This window comes from Streptomyces sp. Tek67B01, from assembly GCF_055231995.1.
On sequence record NZ_JBUYUY010000001.1, the window covers coordinates 6,572,387 to 6,587,979 of the forward strand.

13 protein-coding genes and 1 pseudogene are annotated in these 15,593 nt (G+C 69.9%); 7 read left to right on the top strand and 7 right to left on the bottom strand.

Annotated elements, in window-relative coordinates; genetic code table 11:
* Positions 1 to 15: 15 nt before the first annotated feature.
* Positions 16 to 390, bottom strand: a complete 375-nt coding sequence (locus ACV7NM_RS29855; RefSeq protein ID WP_463413214.1) for a DUF3618 domain-containing protein — start codon at positions 388 to 390, stop codon at positions 16 to 18.
* Positions 387 to 800 carry a phage holin family protein gene (locus ACV7NM_RS29860; protein ID WP_463413215.1) on the bottom strand — a complete coding sequence of 138 codons (414 nt, stop codon included), beginning with the start codon at positions 798 to 800 and terminating at the stop codon, positions 387 to 389. Before ACV7NM_RS29860 ends, ACV7NM_RS29855 begins: the two co-directional genes overlap by 4 nt.
* An 856-nt stretch (positions 801 to 1,656) precedes the next feature.
* On the opposite strand from ACV7NM_RS29860, the gene ACV7NM_RS29865 reads away from it, so the two are divergent.
* From ACV7NM_RS29865 to xdhC, 3 genes are read left to right on the top strand one after another with little or no spacing between them, the layout of a single operon-like run.
* A complete protein-coding gene (locus ACV7NM_RS29865) occupies positions 1,657 to 3,138 on the top strand; it encodes a xanthine dehydrogenase small subunit (RefSeq protein ID WP_463413216.1) in 1,482 nt (493 codons plus the stop codon).
* Positions 3,135 to 5,516, top strand: coding sequence for a xanthine dehydrogenase molybdopterin binding subunit (gene xdhB, locus ACV7NM_RS29870; RefSeq protein ID WP_463413217.1), 2,382 nt, complete (start codon positions 3,135 to 3,137; stop codon positions 5,514 to 5,516). The genes ACV7NM_RS29865 and xdhB overlap by 4 nt, the downstream gene beginning before the upstream one ends.
* A gap of 1 nt (position 5,517) precedes the next feature.
* Positions 5,518 to 6,327, top strand: a complete 810-nt coding sequence (gene xdhC, locus ACV7NM_RS29875; protein ID WP_463414112.1) for a xanthine dehydrogenase accessory protein XdhC — start codon at positions 5,518 to 5,520, stop codon at positions 6,325 to 6,327.
* A gap of 122 nt (positions 6,328 to 6,449) precedes the next feature.
* On the opposite strand, the gene ACV7NM_RS29880 is transcribed toward xdhC, so the two are convergent.
* Both ACV7NM_RS29880 and ACV7NM_RS29885 read right to left on the bottom strand, forming a co-directional pair.
* Positions 6,450 to 7,133 (bottom strand): phosphatase PAP2 family protein, encoded by a 684-nt coding sequence (locus ACV7NM_RS29880; protein WP_463413218.1) that lies wholly within the window; start codon positions 7,131 to 7,133, stop codon positions 6,450 to 6,452.
* Between the two features lie 343 nt (positions 7,134 to 7,476).
* Positions 7,477 to 8,313, bottom strand: a complete 837-nt coding sequence (locus tag ACV7NM_RS29885) for an undecaprenyl-diphosphate phosphatase (RefSeq protein WP_463413219.1) — start codon at positions 8,311 to 8,313, stop codon at positions 7,477 to 7,479.
* Between the two features lie 462 nt (positions 8,314 to 8,775).
* Between ACV7NM_RS29885 and ACV7NM_RS29890 the strand changes: the two genes are divergently transcribed.
* Positions 8,776 to 9,963 (top strand): acyltransferase family protein, encoded by a 1,188-nt coding sequence (locus ACV7NM_RS29890; RefSeq protein ID WP_463413220.1) that lies wholly within the window; start codon positions 8,776 to 8,778, stop codon positions 9,961 to 9,963.
* A 148-nt stretch (positions 9,964 to 10,111) separates the two neighbouring features.
* Positions 10,112 to 10,462, top strand: a complete 351-nt coding sequence (locus ACV7NM_RS29895) for a PRC-barrel domain-containing protein (RefSeq protein ID WP_463414114.1) — start codon at positions 10,112 to 10,114, stop codon at positions 10,460 to 10,462.
* 521 nt (positions 10,463 to 10,983) lie between these two features.
* Here ACV7NM_RS29895 and ACV7NM_RS29900 read toward each other — a convergent pair.
* Positions 10,984 to 12,345, bottom strand: coding sequence for a YhgE/Pip domain-containing protein (locus tag ACV7NM_RS29900; protein WP_463413221.1), 1,362 nt, complete (start codon positions 12,343 to 12,345; stop codon positions 10,984 to 10,986).
* Positions 12,346 to 12,486: 141 nt separating this feature from the next.
* Here ACV7NM_RS29900 and ACV7NM_RS29905 point away from each other — a divergent pair, with 141 nt between their 5' ends.
* On the top strand, positions 12,487 to 13,161 hold the full coding sequence (locus ACV7NM_RS29905) for a MerR family transcriptional regulator (protein WP_463413222.1): 675 nt from the start codon (positions 12,487 to 12,489) through the stop codon (positions 13,159 to 13,161).
* 178 nt (positions 13,162 to 13,339) lie between these two features.
* Here the strand turns inward: ACV7NM_RS29905 and ACV7NM_RS29910 are convergent.
* Positions 13,340 to 13,507: pseudogene (locus ACV7NM_RS29910) on the bottom strand (dihydrofolate reductase family protein); the annotation flags it as partial.
* 92 nt (positions 13,508 to 13,599) lie between these two features.
* On the opposite strand from ACV7NM_RS29910, the gene ACV7NM_RS29915 reads away from it, so the two are divergent.
* Positions 13,600 to 14,427 carry a COG4705 family protein gene (locus ACV7NM_RS29915; protein ID WP_463413223.1) on the top strand — a complete coding sequence of 276 codons (828 nt, stop codon included), beginning with the start codon at positions 13,600 to 13,602 and terminating at the stop codon, positions 14,425 to 14,427.
* Positions 14,428 to 14,505: 78 nt separating this feature from the next.
* On the opposite strand, the gene bla is transcribed toward ACV7NM_RS29915, so the two are convergent.
* On the bottom strand, positions 14,506 to 15,489 hold the full coding sequence (gene bla / locus ACV7NM_RS29920) for a class A beta-lactamase (RefSeq protein WP_463413224.1): 984 nt from the start codon (positions 15,487 to 15,489) through the stop codon (positions 14,506 to 14,508).
* Positions 15,490 to 15,593: the final 104 nt, after the last annotated feature.

Consider the following 15,593-nt stretch of genomic DNA (forward strand, 5'->3'; position numbering starts at 1 on the left):
ATCGTGGCGGGCGGTCTAGCGGCGGCGCCGACTGCGACGCAGCAGCAGGAGCACCACCAGGGCGGCGCCGGCCGCCAGCACCGGTGTGCGGTTCGCCCGAGCGACGCGGGCGGCCTGACGGCCCGTGTCGAGGAGCGGCTCGGGAGCCTTGTCCTTCGCCAGGCGTGCAGCCTGCTCCGCCTTCGAGCGGATCTGCGCGGAGACCAAGGCGGCCTTCTCGGCCGCCTGCTCCTTCATCGCGGCCGTCTTCTCCTTCGCTTGTGCCTTGACATCGGCCTTGGCCGCCAACGCCTCGACCGTCTGCCCGAGATCGTCGCGAGTGTGCTCGATCTGCTCGCGCAGCTCCTCGGGCGTGGGCGTGCCAATGTGGGTACGGGGGTCGTCGGTCATCGCTTCGCCTTCTCCTTGATCTCGGCCAGGTCGGCCTTGACACTGTCGATGGTCTGCTCGGGCGCCGGCGCGCCGGCCTTCGCGATCTCCTTCTTCCCCGACATCGCCATCCATGCGGCGATTGCTCCCAGCGCCACCGTGACGACGAGGGCCGCGGCCCACACCGGCAGCACCAGGGCGAGAGCCGCGATACACGTCGCCACGAACGCCTGGGCGGCCAGGACGCCGATCAGCCCCGCCGCCCCGAAGAGGCCGCCACCCTTACCGAAGCGTTTCCCCTTCTGTGTCATCTCCGCCCGCGCGAGCTGCATCTCCTCGCGGACCAGCTCCGATATCTGCTGGGAGGCGCGCGAGACCAGTACGTTCACCGAGTCATCGGTGGCGTTGGCCTGCCGCTCTGCCGTGGTCATTACGAGGTCACCGTGCCTTCCTTCGTGTGCTCTCGACGGAGCGTCAGTCGTCGGCCGTGCGCCGTGGTCGCCGGTCTTCCGCCGTTGCCATGGACGCGGCTACCCCCCGACAGCTCGATCACCCGCCCCGCGGCGGGGTTTGCGGCCTTACGGGGCCGGCCGCCCCGGCCGACAAGGAGCGTTCGGTCGAAGGGCCGGGTTGCCGCGTACGCCACCCCTGGTCGCACCCCGCACCCCGCACCTCGCACCCGCGGGGCGGCGGGCTCATTCCGGTCGGCGCATTCCGGCGTGCCCCGGCGCACCCCGGCCCGCCCCGGCGAACAGTGGCGGACGGGCGGACGGGCCGCCGGGTGGCGTGGTAGACAACATCACGGGAGCCGGGTCGCACCGCAATCGCGCATTCACCACTAGAAGCCTCACCACTCCCTCCTTTTGTATGATCAACCAACGATTTGGGCGGCCACTGGTCGGTTTGTCGCAGATCCCCGTCCGGTGTTAACGGTCTCTGCCCCTCCGCTTGACCGATGGGCCCGCACGACGTAATTTCGAGCGAAACGACTCGTGAGCTGTTGAAAGAAGGAGGCGAAGTCGGATGTCGACCATCTCCGACCTGCATCGCCTCGCTCAGACGGCCGCCTGGGTTCCGGGTCGTGTCGCACACGGCTGCTGAGTAGCCGCCCTCCCGGCGTGCCCGATCGTGGGCCCCGGCATCTCCTGATCTCTCCCACCGCCTTCGGCACGGCGTTCGCGTGCTCATGTGCGCTTGGGTTTTCGAGCTGCGCCACCGAAATAGAAAGCTCCTGCAAATGGCGACTAGGATATTCACTTTGACCGCGCACCGAAATGAGGTTGCGCCGTGGTAGCAGCGAGGATCACGGTCAACGGGAAAGAAACTCCCATTGCACCGGACGCGCCCCACACCTCCGTGCTGGATTTCCTGCGCGAGCGCGGCCTCACCGGCACCAAGGAGGGTTGTGCCGAGGGTGAATGCGGTGCCTGTTCGGTCCTGGTGGCCCGTCCCGGCGTGAACAAGCCCACCGACTGGGTGGCGGTCAACGCCTGCCTCGTCCCGGCCGCGGCGCTCGACGGCCAGGAGATCATCACCTCGGAGGGCCTCGCCACTGCCGGCGAGCCCGGCCTGCCCCCCACCCTGCACCCCGTGCAGGAGGAGATGGCGGTCCGTGGCGGCTCCCAGTGCGGCTACTGCACGCCGGGATTCATTTGCAGCATGGCGTCCGAGTACTACCGGCCCGACCGCTGCGCGCACGCGGACTCGGGTTCGGAGGCGGATTCGGCCGATAACACCGACGCCGAGCACGGTCCGAACGGTTTCGACCTGCATTCGCTCAGCGGAAACCTGTGCCGTTGCACCGGATACCGTCCGATTCGCGATGCCGCGTTCGCCGTCGGTGCGCCCACCGAGGACGACCCGCTGGCGCGGCGTCGCGAGCAGGTCGCGCCCGAGCCGGCTGCCACCGAGTACACCCAGGACGGCAGCACGTTCCTGCGGCCGCGCACCCTGGCCGAGGCGACGCAGCTGCTGCGCGAGCGCCCCGAGGCCGTGGTCGTCGCCGGAAGCACCGACTGGGGCGTCGAGGTCAACATCCGTTCCCGCCGGGCGGAGTGCGTGATAGCCATCGACCGGCTGCCCGAGCTGCGTGAGCTGCGGGTCGAATCCGACCACATCGAGATCGGTGCGGCGGTGACGCTCACCGAGATCGAGCGCCGCCTCGACGGGAGCGTCCCGCTGCTGGCGGAGCTGTTCCCGCAGTTCGCGTCGCGGCTCATCCGCAACAGCGGAACCCTGGGCGGCAACCTGGGTACCGGCTCCCCCATCGGCGACAGCCCGCCGGTGCTGCTCGCGCTGGAGGCGTCGTTGGTGCTCGCCGACGCCGACGGTGAGCGCGAAGTCCCGCTGGCCGAGTACTTCACCGGCTACCGGCAGAGCGTGCGTCGTCCCGACGAGCTGATCCGCGCGGTGCGCATCCCGCTGCCGCTGGCGCCGGTCGCGGCCTTCCACAAGATCGCCAAGCGGCGCTTCGACGACATCTCCAGCGTGGCCGTCGCCTTCGCGCTGGACATCGAGGACGGAATCGTCCGCAAGGCGCGCATCGGCCTGGGTGGCGTGGCCGCCACCCCGATCCGCGCGCTCGCCACCGAGGCGGCCCTGGAGGGCAAGCCCTGGGACGCGGAGACCGTCGAGGCCGCGGCCCAAGTGCTGCGGGCCCAAGGCACGCCGATGAGCGACCACCGCGCAAGTTCCGAGTACCGGGCCGCGATGCTCGGCAAGAGCCTGCTGAAGCTGCACGCAGAGACCACCGAGGCGGTGTCGTCATGAGCCATTTGTCCGAACGCCCCGAAAAGCCCGTAGTCGGCGTTTCCATGCCGCACGAGAGCGCCAACCTGCACGTCACGGGCACCGCGCTCTACACCGACGACCTGGTGCACCGCACCAAGGACGTACTGCACGCGTACCCGGTCCAGGTCATGAAGGCCCACGGCCGGATCACCGCACTGCGCACCGAGCCCGCGCTCGCCGTGCCCGGCGTGGTCCGCGTGCTGACCGGCGCCGACGTGCCCGGCGTGAACGACGCCGGTATCAAGCACGACGAACCGCTGTTCCCCGACGAGGTCATGTTCTACGGCCACGCGGTGGCCTGGGTGCTCGGCGAGACCCTGGAGGCGGCCCGGCTCGGTGCGGAGGCCGTCGAGGTGGAACTCGACGAACTGCCGTCCGTGATCACGCTGAAGGAGGCGATCGCGGCCGAGAGCTTCCACGGCGCCCGGCCCGTGATGCTGGCCGGCGACGTCGACGCGGGCTTCGCCGACTCCGCGCACGTGTTCACCGGCGAGTTCCAGTTCTCCGACCAGGAGCACTTCTACCTCGAGACGCACTGTGCGCTGGCCCACATCGACGAGTCCGAGCAGGTGTTCGTCCAGAGCAGCACCCAGCACCCCTCGGAGACGCAGGAGATCGTCGCGCACGTCCTCGGCCTGCACAGTCACGAGGTGACCGTGCAGTGCCTGCGGATGGGCGGCGGCTTCGGCGGCAAGGAGATGCAGCCGCACGGGTTCGCGGCCATCGCCGCGCTCGGCGCCAAGCTGACCGGCCGGCCGGTCCGGCTGCGGCTCAACCGGACGCAGGACCTGACCATGTCCGGCAAGCGGCACGGGTTCCACGCCACGTGGAAGATCGGCTTCGACGACGAGGGCCGCATCCAGGCCCTCGACGCCACCCTGACCGCCGACGGCGGCTGGAGCCTGGACCTGTCCGAGCCGGTGACGGCCCGTGCCCTGTGCCACATCGACAACACGTACTGGATACCCAACGCGCGCATCGCGGGCCGCATCGCCAAGACCAACAAGACCTCCAACACCGCCTTCCGCGGCTTCGGCGGCCCCCAGGGCATGCTGGTGATCGAGGACATCCTCGGCCGTGTCGCGCCGCTGCTCGGCCTGGACCCGATGGAGCTGCGGGAGCGCAACTTCTACCAGCGCGACCAGCACACCCCGTACGGGCAGCCGGTCACCCAGCCGGAGCGCATCGCGATGGTCTGGAACCAGGTCAAGGAGAACGGCGGCATCGCCGACCGCAAGCGCGAGATCGCGGCGTTCAACGCCGCGCACCCGCACACCAAGCGGGCGCTCGCGATCACCGGCATCAAGTTCGGCATCTCGTTCAACCTCACCGCCTTCAACCAGGGCGGCGCGCTGGTGCTGATCTACCGGGACGGCTCCGTCCTGATCAACCACGGCGGCACCGAGATGGGCCAGGGCCTGCACACCAAGATGATGCAGGTGGCCGCGACCACGCTGGGCATCCCGCTGCACAAGGTGCGGCTGGCCCCCACGCGTACCGACAAGGTGCCCAACACCTCTGCCACCGCCGCCAGTTCGGGCGCGGACCTCAACGGTGGGGCGATCAAGAACGCCTGCGAGCAGCTGCGTGCGCGGCTGGTACAGGTGGCCGCCTCCCAGCTGGGTGCCAACGGCTCGGACGTGCGCATCGTCGAGGGCGTCGCGCGCGTCCTCGGCAGCGACAAGGAGCTGGCCTGGGACGACCTGGTCCGCACCGCCTACTTCCAGCGGGTCCAACTGTCGGCGGCCGGTTACTACCGGACCGAGGGGCTGCACTGGGACGCGAAGTCGTTCCGGGGCTCGCCGTTCAAGTACTTCGCCCACGGCGCCGCCGCCGCCGAGGTGGAGGTGGACGGCTTCACCGGCAAGTACCGCATCCGTCGGGTCGACATCGTCCACGACGTCGGCGACAGCCTGTCCCCGATGATCGACATCGGTCAGGTCGAGGGCGGTTTCGTGCAGGGCGCGGGCTGGCTGACGCTTGAGGACATGCGCTGGGACACCGGTGACGGACCCAACCGCGGTCGGCTGCTGACCCAGGCGGCGAGCACCTACAAGCTGCCGAGCTTCTCGGAGATGCCCGAGGAGTTCAACGTCACGCTGATGGAGAACGCCACCGAAGAGGGCGCCGTCTACGGCTCCAAGGCCGTGGGCGAGCCTCCGCTGATGCTGGCGTTCTCGGTGCGAGAGGCGTTGCGGCAGGCCGCGGCGGCCTTCGGACCGGCCGGGGCCAGTGTGGAACTCGCTGCTCCCGCCACTCCGGAGGCGGTGTACTGGGCGATCGAAGCAGCGCGCGGGGCCAAGGAGCAGCGCGACAGCGAGTTCTCGACCGCCGCAAGCGCTTTGAGCAATGCCTGACATGACCTGGGTGGCCGCGGTCGCGCGGTTGCGAGCACGCCGGGAACCCGGTGCGCTCGTGACCGTCGCGACCGTGCGCGGCCACGCGCCCCGCCGAGCCGGCGCCAAGCTCGTCGTGGGACGGACCGAGACCTGGGGTTCCATCGGCGGCGGCAACATCGAGGCCGTCGCCATCGACCGGGGCCGCGAGCTGCTGGGCACGCCCGATCCGGAACCCGAGCTGATGGAGTTCGCGCTCAACGACAAGGTCACCAACCGGCACGGTGTGCAGTGCTGCGGCGGAGCCGTCACCGTACTGCTCGAACCGCTGCCGGTGGTCCCGACTGTGGCGATCTTCGGCGTCGGGCACGTCGGGTTGGAACTCGCACGGATCCTCGCCCGGCACAACATCGATCTGCACCTGACCGATACCCGTTCCGACATGCTCACCAACGAACGGCTCGGCGTGCTCGAGGACGCGGTCGCCCAGGTCCACGTGCACCACGTACCGCTGCTTCCGGAGGAGGTACTGGCGGAACTGGCTCCGGGCACGCACGTCCTGATCATGACTCATGACCATGCCGAGGACGCCGCGCTGTGCGACGCCGCCCTGCGCACGGAAGACCTCGGCTCGATCGGTCTGATCGGTTCGGCCGCCAAATGGGTGCGGTTCCGCCACCGTCTGGCGATCGAGGGCGGCCACGACGCCGCCACCATCGACCGGATCAAGACCCCGATCGGAATGGCCGACATCACGGGCAAGGAGCCCGCCACGATCGCGGTGAGCGTGGCGGCGGACCTGCTCCGGACGATCGAACAGGACCGCCACTGAGCGGTGCCGTGCGCGGTGGCGGTCATCCGCGCGCGGGTCGGTGATGGAGCGCTTCCTGGCCGCCGGACAACGGGGGGAGGTCAGGAAGGCCGCCGACGCGATCGGTGAATCGCGTAGGGGCTTCATGCCGCGCCGCCATCCGAGCCCCGTCGGTCGGAGTCCGGGCGTCGGTCGCGCGTGCGCCCCAGGTAGGCGCAGGCGAGCAGGGAGAGCCAGGCGGTGGCGAAGAGCCAGCCCCCGAGGACATCGGTGAACCAGTGCATCCCGAGGTAGACGCGGGTGAGGCCGACCGCCGCGGCCCAGAGCACGACCAGTACGACGGGGGTCCGGGGTACCCGGGGGCCGCGTAGGAACAGCGCCGCCAGCAACAGTCCGGCTGTCATCGCGGCCGTGGTGGCGTGACCGGAGGGGAAGGACCAGCCCGAGGCGGGCGTGGCCCAGTCGCCGACCGCCGGACGCGGGCGGGCGATCAGGATCATGGCCGCGTAGCGCAGGGCCTGACCCGCGCCGAGGCACAGCAGCAGGGCGGCAGCCGTCCAGGCGCGCTGCCGGGTGGTGCGGCCCGCGTACAGGCCCGCCGCCGCGAGAAGGGCGTACGGGATGACCCCCGTGCCGGTGTCGGTGAGGGCCCGGGCCGACGCGGAGGCGAGGGCCGGGCGGTGCTCCACGGACCAGCGGTGCAAGGCCGCGTCGGTTGGCAGCAGGTGCTCCGGGGCCCGCACGACCCACACCGCCATCAGGGCGAAGAGAGCCGCGGCGGCCAGGGCCACCCACCCCGCCCGGCGGCCGAGCCCGGCGCGGGTCACGCGCCGGCCGGCACGGGGCGTAGGCGGCCCCGCTCCGGCCCTCCCGAGCCGGCCGGGACGGGCGGGGCGTCGAGCTGATGCGCGGAAGCGGCCAATGCGAGCGGGCCTCTCGGAGGACTCGGGCGGAGGGCGGCCGGGCGCCGAGGGCGGAGCAGCCGGGCAACCACAGTCCCGCGGACGGTCTACCGCACTGTAGACGATCTTCGGGCGAGGGTGGGTCAACGACCCGGTCCACCGACCGACCGGAACCCGTCGGTGGACCGGAAGCATGCGTATCGACAACGCTGTGCGCCGGGAAGGGCGGTAGCCGGCGGGGTTCGGAGCCGAGCCCGCGCGAGGAGCGTCAGGCGGTCAGGACGCCGGTGCCGAGCAGGCCGAAGAGCAGGACCCCGACGGCGATCCGGTAGAGGACGAAGGCGTTGAACGAGTGCTTGGCGACGAACTTCAGGAGCCAGGCGATCGAGGCGTAGGCGACCACGAAGGACACCGCGGTGCCGACGACCAGGGGGACGGTGTCCACGCCGGCGCCGACGGCGTCCTTGAGCTCGTACAGGCCCGCGCCGGTCAGGGCGGGGATGCCCAGGAAGAACGAGAGACGGGTGGCGGCGACGCGTTCGAGGTCGAGGATGAGGCCGGTGGACATGGTGGCGCCGGAGCGGGAGAAGCCGGGGAAGAGCAGGGCGAGGATCTGCGAACAGCCCACCAGCATGGCGTCCTTGAGGCCGGTGTCGTCCTCGCCGCGCTTGTGGCGGCCCATCTGGTCCGCCGCCCACATCAGGCCGCTGCCGACGATCAGGGAACCGGCGACCACCCACAGGGAGGCCAGCGTGCCCTCGATCAGGGGCTTGGCGGCCAGTCCCACGACCACGATGGGGATGGTGGCGTAGATGACCCACCAGGCGAACTTGTAGTCGTGGTGGTAGCGCTCCTCGCGGTTGACCAGACCGCGTCCCCAGGCGCTCATGATGCGCACGATGTCCTTGAAGAAGTACACGAGGACCGCGGCGATGGCTCCGACCTGGATCACCGCGGTGAACGCGACGACGGCCTTGTCCTCCACCGGAATGCCCATCAGGCCCTCGGTGATCTTCAGGTGGCCGGTGGAGGAGACCGGCAGGAATTCGGTGACCCCTTCGACGATGCCGAGAACGGCTGCTTGACCGATGTCGATGGTGCTCAATGGGTCCGTCCCTGGGGCTGGTTCGATGTGAGGCTGGCCGAGCGTGCGCTGGACCACCGCGTGGGCTGGGGGTGCGGCGGGCGCGGTCGGTGGAGGAACCCGGCCTCGCTCCGCGTGTGGGTGCGCTGTGCTTTCGCGGCGGACCGCGAAGGCGCGTGCGGCAGCGCGGTCAGGCTCGGAAACCCCTTCCTCCGGGGCAGTTGGACATAGCCGGTGCCCGCCGGTGCCGACTATAGCGTCTACAGATATGTAGACGGCTGTTGGGTCCGCCCCATTCCGACGCGTGCGCCCCCGTGGAGAAGGCTATCCCCGGGTTGTCGGCGCCGACTGACGGTATCCCCCGATCCGGGCAGCGCCCGCTTCCCCCTGCGGGTCCTCGCCCACGGCGCGGGACGGTCCGTGCTGATCACCGGTTGTAGAGTAACCCGGTCGTATTGTCATGTACGTAACATCGGGGGAAACGTGCGCGAACCTGAACAAAAAGCTCTCACGTCGCGAGAACATCCCCCCTCGGCGAAACGGCTGGCGGCTCTGGACGGTGTGCGCCTGTCGGCCTTACTCTTTGTCGTTTCCTATCATTACCTCGTCTTGGAAAGCGCGTGGGGAAGAGCGACCGCAGAGATATTTCCGCACGGGCGGAAGATAGCCGCCTACGGCTGGCTCGGGGTCGAGATATTCTTCCTGGTCAGCGGGTTCGTGATCTGCATGAGCGCATGGGGGAGAACCCTTGGGCAGTTCGTGGTTTCCCGCATATCCCGAATCTTCCCGGCCTACTGGGCCGGCGTGGCGTTCACGGCTCTCGTTCTGTCCAACTGGCCCGAGGTGCGGAGGATCGGCAAGGTCAGCGACGTCGTCGTGAACCTCACCATGCTGCAAGGAGGCTTGCGTGTGCCTCACATCGACGACGCGTACTGGACGCTGTTCGTCGAGCTGAAGTTCTACGTACTCTTCGCATGCGTCATCCGGATGGGTGTGACGTATCGAAATTGTGTGGCCTTCTGCGGACTGTGGACATTGGCCGGTATCGTCGCGCCTACGACCGGTGACGGCGTACTCGCCTTCTTCGCGATCCCCACCTGTTCCCCGTACTTCATAGCGGGTATCGCCTTCTACCTGATGCGCCGCTTCAAGCCGAACATGTTGCTGTGGGGGATGGTCGTTTTGCAGTTCCTCCTCGCGCAAACCCATGTCCAGGCACGGATGACCTCCAACCTGGGCAAGGAGGCCGGGGAAAGGTTGCCTGCCTGGCCGGCCCACCTCGTCATCGCACTCGGCTTCGTCCTCATGGCGGCCGTCGCGTTGGGATACCTCGACCGCATCCAGTGGCGATGGCTGCCGCACGCGGGAGCACTCACCTACCCGCTCTACCTGGTGCACATGATGGCCGGACTGACGATCATCCACCACTTCCACAACGAGGTGGCACCGGTCCCGCTCACCGTCGCCGTCACCGGCTTCATGCTCGTGTTGGCATGGTTGATCCACCGTCTGATCGAGCGGCCGGTGAGCCGGCTGTTGCGCACAGGGCTCACGAAGGCCATCGAGGACATGCGCGCGGAATCCCCCGACGGCCAGCCGCGCACGCACGCGCCGTTGCCTTCACAGCGCTCATCGGCTGCCGAGCGGGAGCGCGTCCCTCTCGGCCGATAGCCCTATGGGGCGGTCGGTCCTGCGCGACGGCGCCCCCACGTGTGAGCGGCGCCGTACGGGGGCAGGCGGGCGGAAGGCAGTGCCGGCCCTCGGCCGTGTGCACGGGGGTCGGCCGTCCGCTATCGCAGGAGAGGATCTGCCCGTGAACGTGAACGTGAACGTGTGGGGATATCGCGAGGGGTCGGGCCGGATTGAGGCCCTCGACCTGACGGGGTACAAGGTGGAGGCGGCCGACGGATCGATCGGGAAGGTCAGCAAGCACTCGGACGAGGTCGACTCGTCATACATCGTCGTGGACACCGGCCCCTGGATCTTCGGCCGGGAAGTCCTTCTCCCGGCGGGCACGGTCAGCCGCGTCGACGCGCAGGAGAAGACGATCCACGTCGACCGGACGAAGGACCAGATCAAGGCCGCCCCCGAGTTCATCGGTGACAAGCACATCGAGGACCCCGCCTACTACAGCCGCATCGGCGGGTACTACGGCAACCTCCTGGGCTGACGGATCACGCCGAACCCGGGGAGCGGCCGGTGACACCGCCGGGGCGGACTCGATAAATCTGACAAATGGTGAGCAGGAAGAAGTTTCAAGGGTGGCCGTCTTCGGTGGCCGTCTTCGCAGGTGATTGACAGCCGCGTGGCCGGATGTCCCCAGGTGCTCGGCCCGAACGGTCAGCGGCCGACGGTGTTCATCAGGATGATCGCCACGAGATCGGCGAGGATGACGGTGACTACGCAGACGATCGTGGCCCAGGCTCTGCGCGACTCGTCAAGGTTCATGCGTCGCCTCCGGCTGCGGATGCGCGTGCTCTCGGGACGGCCGCCCGCGCGTGGGCGCCCGATCTCCCGCCATGATGACGCCGCACCGCGTGGCGCACATCTCGGGAGACATGGCCCTCCCTGTGCCTCCGCCGCGAGATCTGACCACTGCGACGGCATAGACGCGGCGGCCGACAGCGCCGGCCCGGGGCAGGGGCCCGGGCCGGCGCTGTCGGCCGTCAGTGAGGTGGTGGCCCGGTCGTCTCAGGCCGTGGTGGGAGCCGCGGTCTCGGCGGGCTCCGCGGACGCGGGGGCTCCCGCGGTGGCGGGGGTGGTGGCGCCGGGCTCCGTGCCGGGCAGGGGGATGCGGTGCAGTCCCCTGCGGTCGTAGAGGCGGGTGACGGCGAAGCCGAAGACCAGCGCGGCCACGAGCGCGATGCCCATCGCGGCCCACGCCCGGCTCAGGCCCGCGTCGGCCTGGGCTCCGTAGTAGAGCAGCGAGCGCAGCCCCTCGGTGATCTGGCGCAGCGGCTCGAACTCGGACAGGGCGCGGAAGAAGCCGGGCAGTGCCTGGACGGGCACGGTGGCGCCGGAGGAGGGGACGGCCATCGCGACGAAGACGATGGTTGCCAGCAGCATGCCGGGGGTGCCGAACGCGGCGAACAGGGTCAGGCTGCCGATGCCGACGACCCCGATGGTGGCGACCGAGTAGAGCCACAGCAGGCCGAGGTGGGAGGCGTCCATGTCGAGGATGCCGACCGTGGCGACCTCGACCAGGGTGCCCATGACCACTGACAGTCCGAGCATGAGTGTCATGCCGATGGCCAGGGTGCGGACGCGACTGGTGTGCAGGACGGGTTCGCGCTTGCGGAAGGGCCCGAAGTCGGTGTGCAGGTAGCCGAGGGCGGTGTCGACCTGGGAGTTGACGACGTTGGCGCCGAGCATGCCGCATACGACCAGGACCAGCGCGTAGTAGAAGGCGCTCAAGCCCATGGCGCTGCGGGACCCCACGGGGTGGCCGTCGGCGACGTTCACGGTCACCGGGTCGGCCAGCTTGAGCTGGGCGGCCGTCGGGAGCGGGGTCTTCTGGGCCGCGGCCTGCTTCAGGAGTTCCCGGCCGAGCTGGGCGGAGGCGGCGTGGGCGGCCTTCTGGGAGGCCTGGGAGGACAGGGAGGAGCCGATGCTGCCGGCCGCCTGGTTGGTCAGCACTGTCAGGACCGGCGGGGCCGGGTTGCCCTGGGGCGCGGGTTGCGCGGCGGTGAGCGCGGTCACCGTGGCGGAGAAGTCCTTCGGTATGACGAGGGCGCCGAAGACCTTGCCCCGGCCCAGCCGCTTGTCCGCCTCCTCGCGACTGACGACCTGCCAGTCGATGCCCTTCTCGCCCTTGGCGGCCTGCTGGATCCCCGCGACGACCTGCTCGCCCACATTGACGCGACGGCCGCCGGCGTCGGCGCCGCCGTCGCTGTTGACCAGGGCCACCGGCAGATCGCGCAGGTTGCCCCTGGGGTCGACGTTGCCACCCACGTAGAGCAGGGCGAACACCATCGAGACCACTGCGGCGATGAGTCCCGTCCCGATCCACAACTGGGGTCGGCGGAGCACGGAGGGGGGCGTGGGATGAGGCATCGATTCTCCGGGGCGGCTGCGTTCGTGAGCTGGATACTTAAGGTATCCAGCAACTGGATAGTGGCAGTATCTTGTTGTGGTGTCCAATCGCCGATGACGTAGCCGCTACGGATCCGGACCGCGTGACAACAGGGAAGCCGTATGAAGATCTCGGAGCTCAGCCGGCGGACCGGTGTGCCGGTCGCCAGCATCAAGTACTTCCTGCGGCAGAGCCTCCTGCCCGCAGGACGGGCGACTGCCGCGACCTTGGCCGAGTACGGGGAGGAGCACGTACAGCGGCTGCGGCTGATCAAGGCGCTGACCACGCTCGGCGGCCTTTCCATCGCCGCCACCCGCGAGGTGCTCGCGGCCGTCGACCAGGCCGAGACCTCCGAGGGCGCCCTCGGAGCGATCAGCTACGCGCTTCCGGTGCCGGTGGCGGCCCAGCGCCCCGCGGCGGGCCACGAGGAGGAGGTCGAGGCCGACGCGACCGCCGGAGGAGAGGTGGCGGAGCTGCTCGCGGCCATGGACTGGCAGGCGCCCGGTACGTCACCGCACGTGCAGGGGCTGACGGCGGCGCTGAAGGAGCTGAGGCGGCTGGACGCGCAGTACGACCCGGGCGAGCTCGCCGCCTATGCGAAGCTCGCCGAGTCGGTGGCCACGCTGGACCTGGAGCGCGCCGCGGGCCTCGACGACCCGGTGGAGCTGGCCGAGCGGGCGGTCATCGTCTTCGCGATCTGTGCCCCGGTGTTCGAGCTGCTGCGGCGTCTCGCCCAGGAGGATCAGGTCCGACGCCGAGCCGCGTCGGACGGCGCCGAGTCCGCGACGCCCCGGTAGCGCGCGTGGGCGGCGCCCTGGGGCCGGGCGCACGGCTGAACGCGTCCGGCAGGTCGGAGTCCCGGGCGTGCGACGTGACCGCCGACCGGATCGCACCCCACCGGACGCCGTCGGCCACCCGCAGTGCGCTGCCGTCGGCGGTGACGACGGGAGGTGACGTCAGAGGCCGTCGTGGGTCCAGGTGTGTCGCGGTCGATGTCGCGGTCACGCCGCGCTGCGGCAGCCTGCGCGGCACTCCGCCGGTGAACAGGGGCGTTCCGGCACCCGGTGCGACGGGCGAGAGGTGCAGCGTCGGCACATCGCCCAGCCCGGAGTCCAAGGCCGAGCCGATCGTGGCGCCGCCGCCATGGCCGGTCGTGCAGCCCCGACCATAGCGGCCCCGGCGGGATGATGTCTACAAACTTGTAGACGTAGCGGCGCTGTGCCATTGTGCGGCTCATGACGACAGCTCAACTGCGACAGGACGGCCCGGCCGTGCCCGTCCGGCAGACGATGAACAAGGTCCCGCAGGTCACCGTAGTGTTCTGGGTCATCAAGGTGCTGACCACCGGAATGGGCGAGACGGCCTCGGACTTCCTCGCCCACGTGATGGACCCGATGATCGCTGTCGCACTCGGCGCGGTGGGCCTGGTGATATCCCTCGCCGTGCAGTTCCGGCTCGACCGGTACGTGGCCTGGGTCTACTGGACGACCGTCGTCATGGTCAGCGTCTTCGGCACGATGGCGGCCGACGTGTTGCACGTCGGCCTCGGCGTCCCGTACACGGAGGCCACCCCCGTCTTCGTACTCGTCCTCGCGGTGATCTTCGGGGCCTGGTACGCGACGGAGCGCACGCTCTCGGTGCACAGCATCAACACCCGGCGCCGCGAAGGGTTCTACTGGGCGACGGTGCTCGCGACCTTCGCGCTCGGCACCGCCGCCGGGGATCTGACCGCCACCAACCTCGGCCTCGGCTACCTCGCCTCCGGCCTCGTCTTCGCGGCGCTGATCGCCCTCCCGGCGCTCGCGCACGCTCGGCTGGGCCTGGGCGCGGTGGCGGCCTTCTGGTCGGCGTACGTGCTCACCCGCCCGCTGGGTGCCTCCTTCGCCGACTGGATGGCGGTCTCGCACGCCCGCGGCGGTCTCGACCTCGGTCTCGGCCCTGTCACCCTCGGCTGGACCCTGGTCATCCTCGCCCTGGTCGCCTATCTCACCAGCACCAGCACCAGCACCAGCACCAGCACCACCATCACCGCCACGGCCACCCGCCGCGACACCGAGGCCTGACCACAGCACTGCACCCCGCCGCTGCGCCGCCGACGCCACCCGCTCTGCCGGCCGAACGAGCTCGCGGTCACCTACGGGTCAATGCGGACAAGCGATGGTCGCGATCACGGCTTTGGTGGCCCGAGCGATGAGTTCGTTGTCATAGGTGGCGTTCGGGGAGACGTGCGTGGAGAGGATCGCGAGGACGATCGGGGCGGCTTTGGGGGGACGGACGACGGCGATGTCATTGCGCGTGCCGTAGTCGGCGCTGCCGGTCTTGTCGCCGACCCACCAGTCGGCGGGGACGCCGGCGCGGATGAGTTCATCGCCGGTGGTGTTCCGCCCCAACCAGTCGGTCAGCAGCGCCTTCTTCTCGGCGTTCAAGGCGTTGCCGAGGGCGTATGCGCGCAGGTCGGTGGCCAGGGTGCGGGGCGTACTGGTGTCGCGCGGATCGCCGGGGGTGGCTTCGTTCAGCGCGGTTTCGTAGCGGTCGACCCGGGTCGTTCCATCGCCGAGGGCGACCAGCGCGGCCTGGAAGCCCTTCGGGCCGCCGAGTGCGTCGAGCAGAAGATTGCCGGCGGTGTTGTCGCTGTAGCGGATGGCGGCGTCGCACAGTGCGCGCAGCGTCATGCCGGTATCCACGTGCTGTTCGGTGATGGGTGAGTAGGTGACCAGGTCGCCGTGGGTGTAGTGGACGACCCTCTCCAGTCCCTCGAGGGTGTTCTTCCGCAAGACCGCGCCCGCGGCGAGGGCCTTGTAGGTGGAGGCGTAGGGGAACCGCTCGTCCGCACGATGGACGACGGTCCTCCCGTTGCCGGTGTCCACCGCGTAGACCCCGAGTCGGGCGTCATGCTCCCGCTCCAGGGCGGCGAAGGCATCCGTCGGCGACGCGGACGTGGACGCCGCCGCTGACGCGGAGGCGTCCGCCGATACCGACGCCGACGCCGACGCCGACGCCGACGCCGACGCCGACGCCGACGCACCGCGTGGCGCGGCGCCGGCCGGAGGCGTGGCAAGCCCGAGGAGCTGGCCGGCCGCGAGTCCGGTCAGTGCGGTGAGTGAAGCACGGCGAGTCAGAGCCATCAGGACTCCAGTTCCTGCGAGTTCGAACGCTGTACGGCGACCTGCGGTCGGTTGGCCCGCAGAGGTCCGGACGCTCGCGCTGTCACCCCGAACGGTCACCCGGC

Coding starts and splice junctions, on each gene's coding strand:
- ACV7NM_RS29855 (WP_463413214.1), bottom strand. CDS start 390: ATGACCGACGACCCCCGTACCCACATTGGCACGCCCACGCCCGAGGAG.
- ACV7NM_RS29860 (WP_463413215.1), bottom strand. CDS start 800: ATGACCACGGCAGAGCGGCAGGCCAACGCCACCGATGACTCGGTGAAC.
- xdhB (WP_463413217.1), top strand. CDS start 3,135: ATGAGCCATTTGTCCGAACGCCCCGAAAAGCCCGTAGTCGGCGTTTCC.
- xdhC (WP_463414112.1), top strand. CDS start 5,518: ATGACCTGGGTGGCCGCGGTCGCGCGGTTGCGAGCACGCCGGGAACCC.
- ACV7NM_RS29900 (WP_463413221.1), bottom strand. CDS start 12,345: ATGCCTCATCCCACGCCCCCCTCCGTGCTCCGCCGACCCCAGTTGTGG.
- ACV7NM_RS29905 (WP_463413222.1), top strand. CDS start 12,487: ATGAAGATCTCGGAGCTCAGCCGGCGGACCGGTGTGCCGGTCGCCAGC.
- ACV7NM_RS29915 (WP_463413223.1), top strand. CDS start 13,600: ATGACGACAGCTCAACTGCGACAGGACGGCCCGGCCGTGCCCGTCCGG.
- bla (WP_463413224.1), bottom strand. CDS start 15,489: ATGGCTCTGACTCGCCGTGCTTCACTCACCGCACTGACCGGACTCGCG.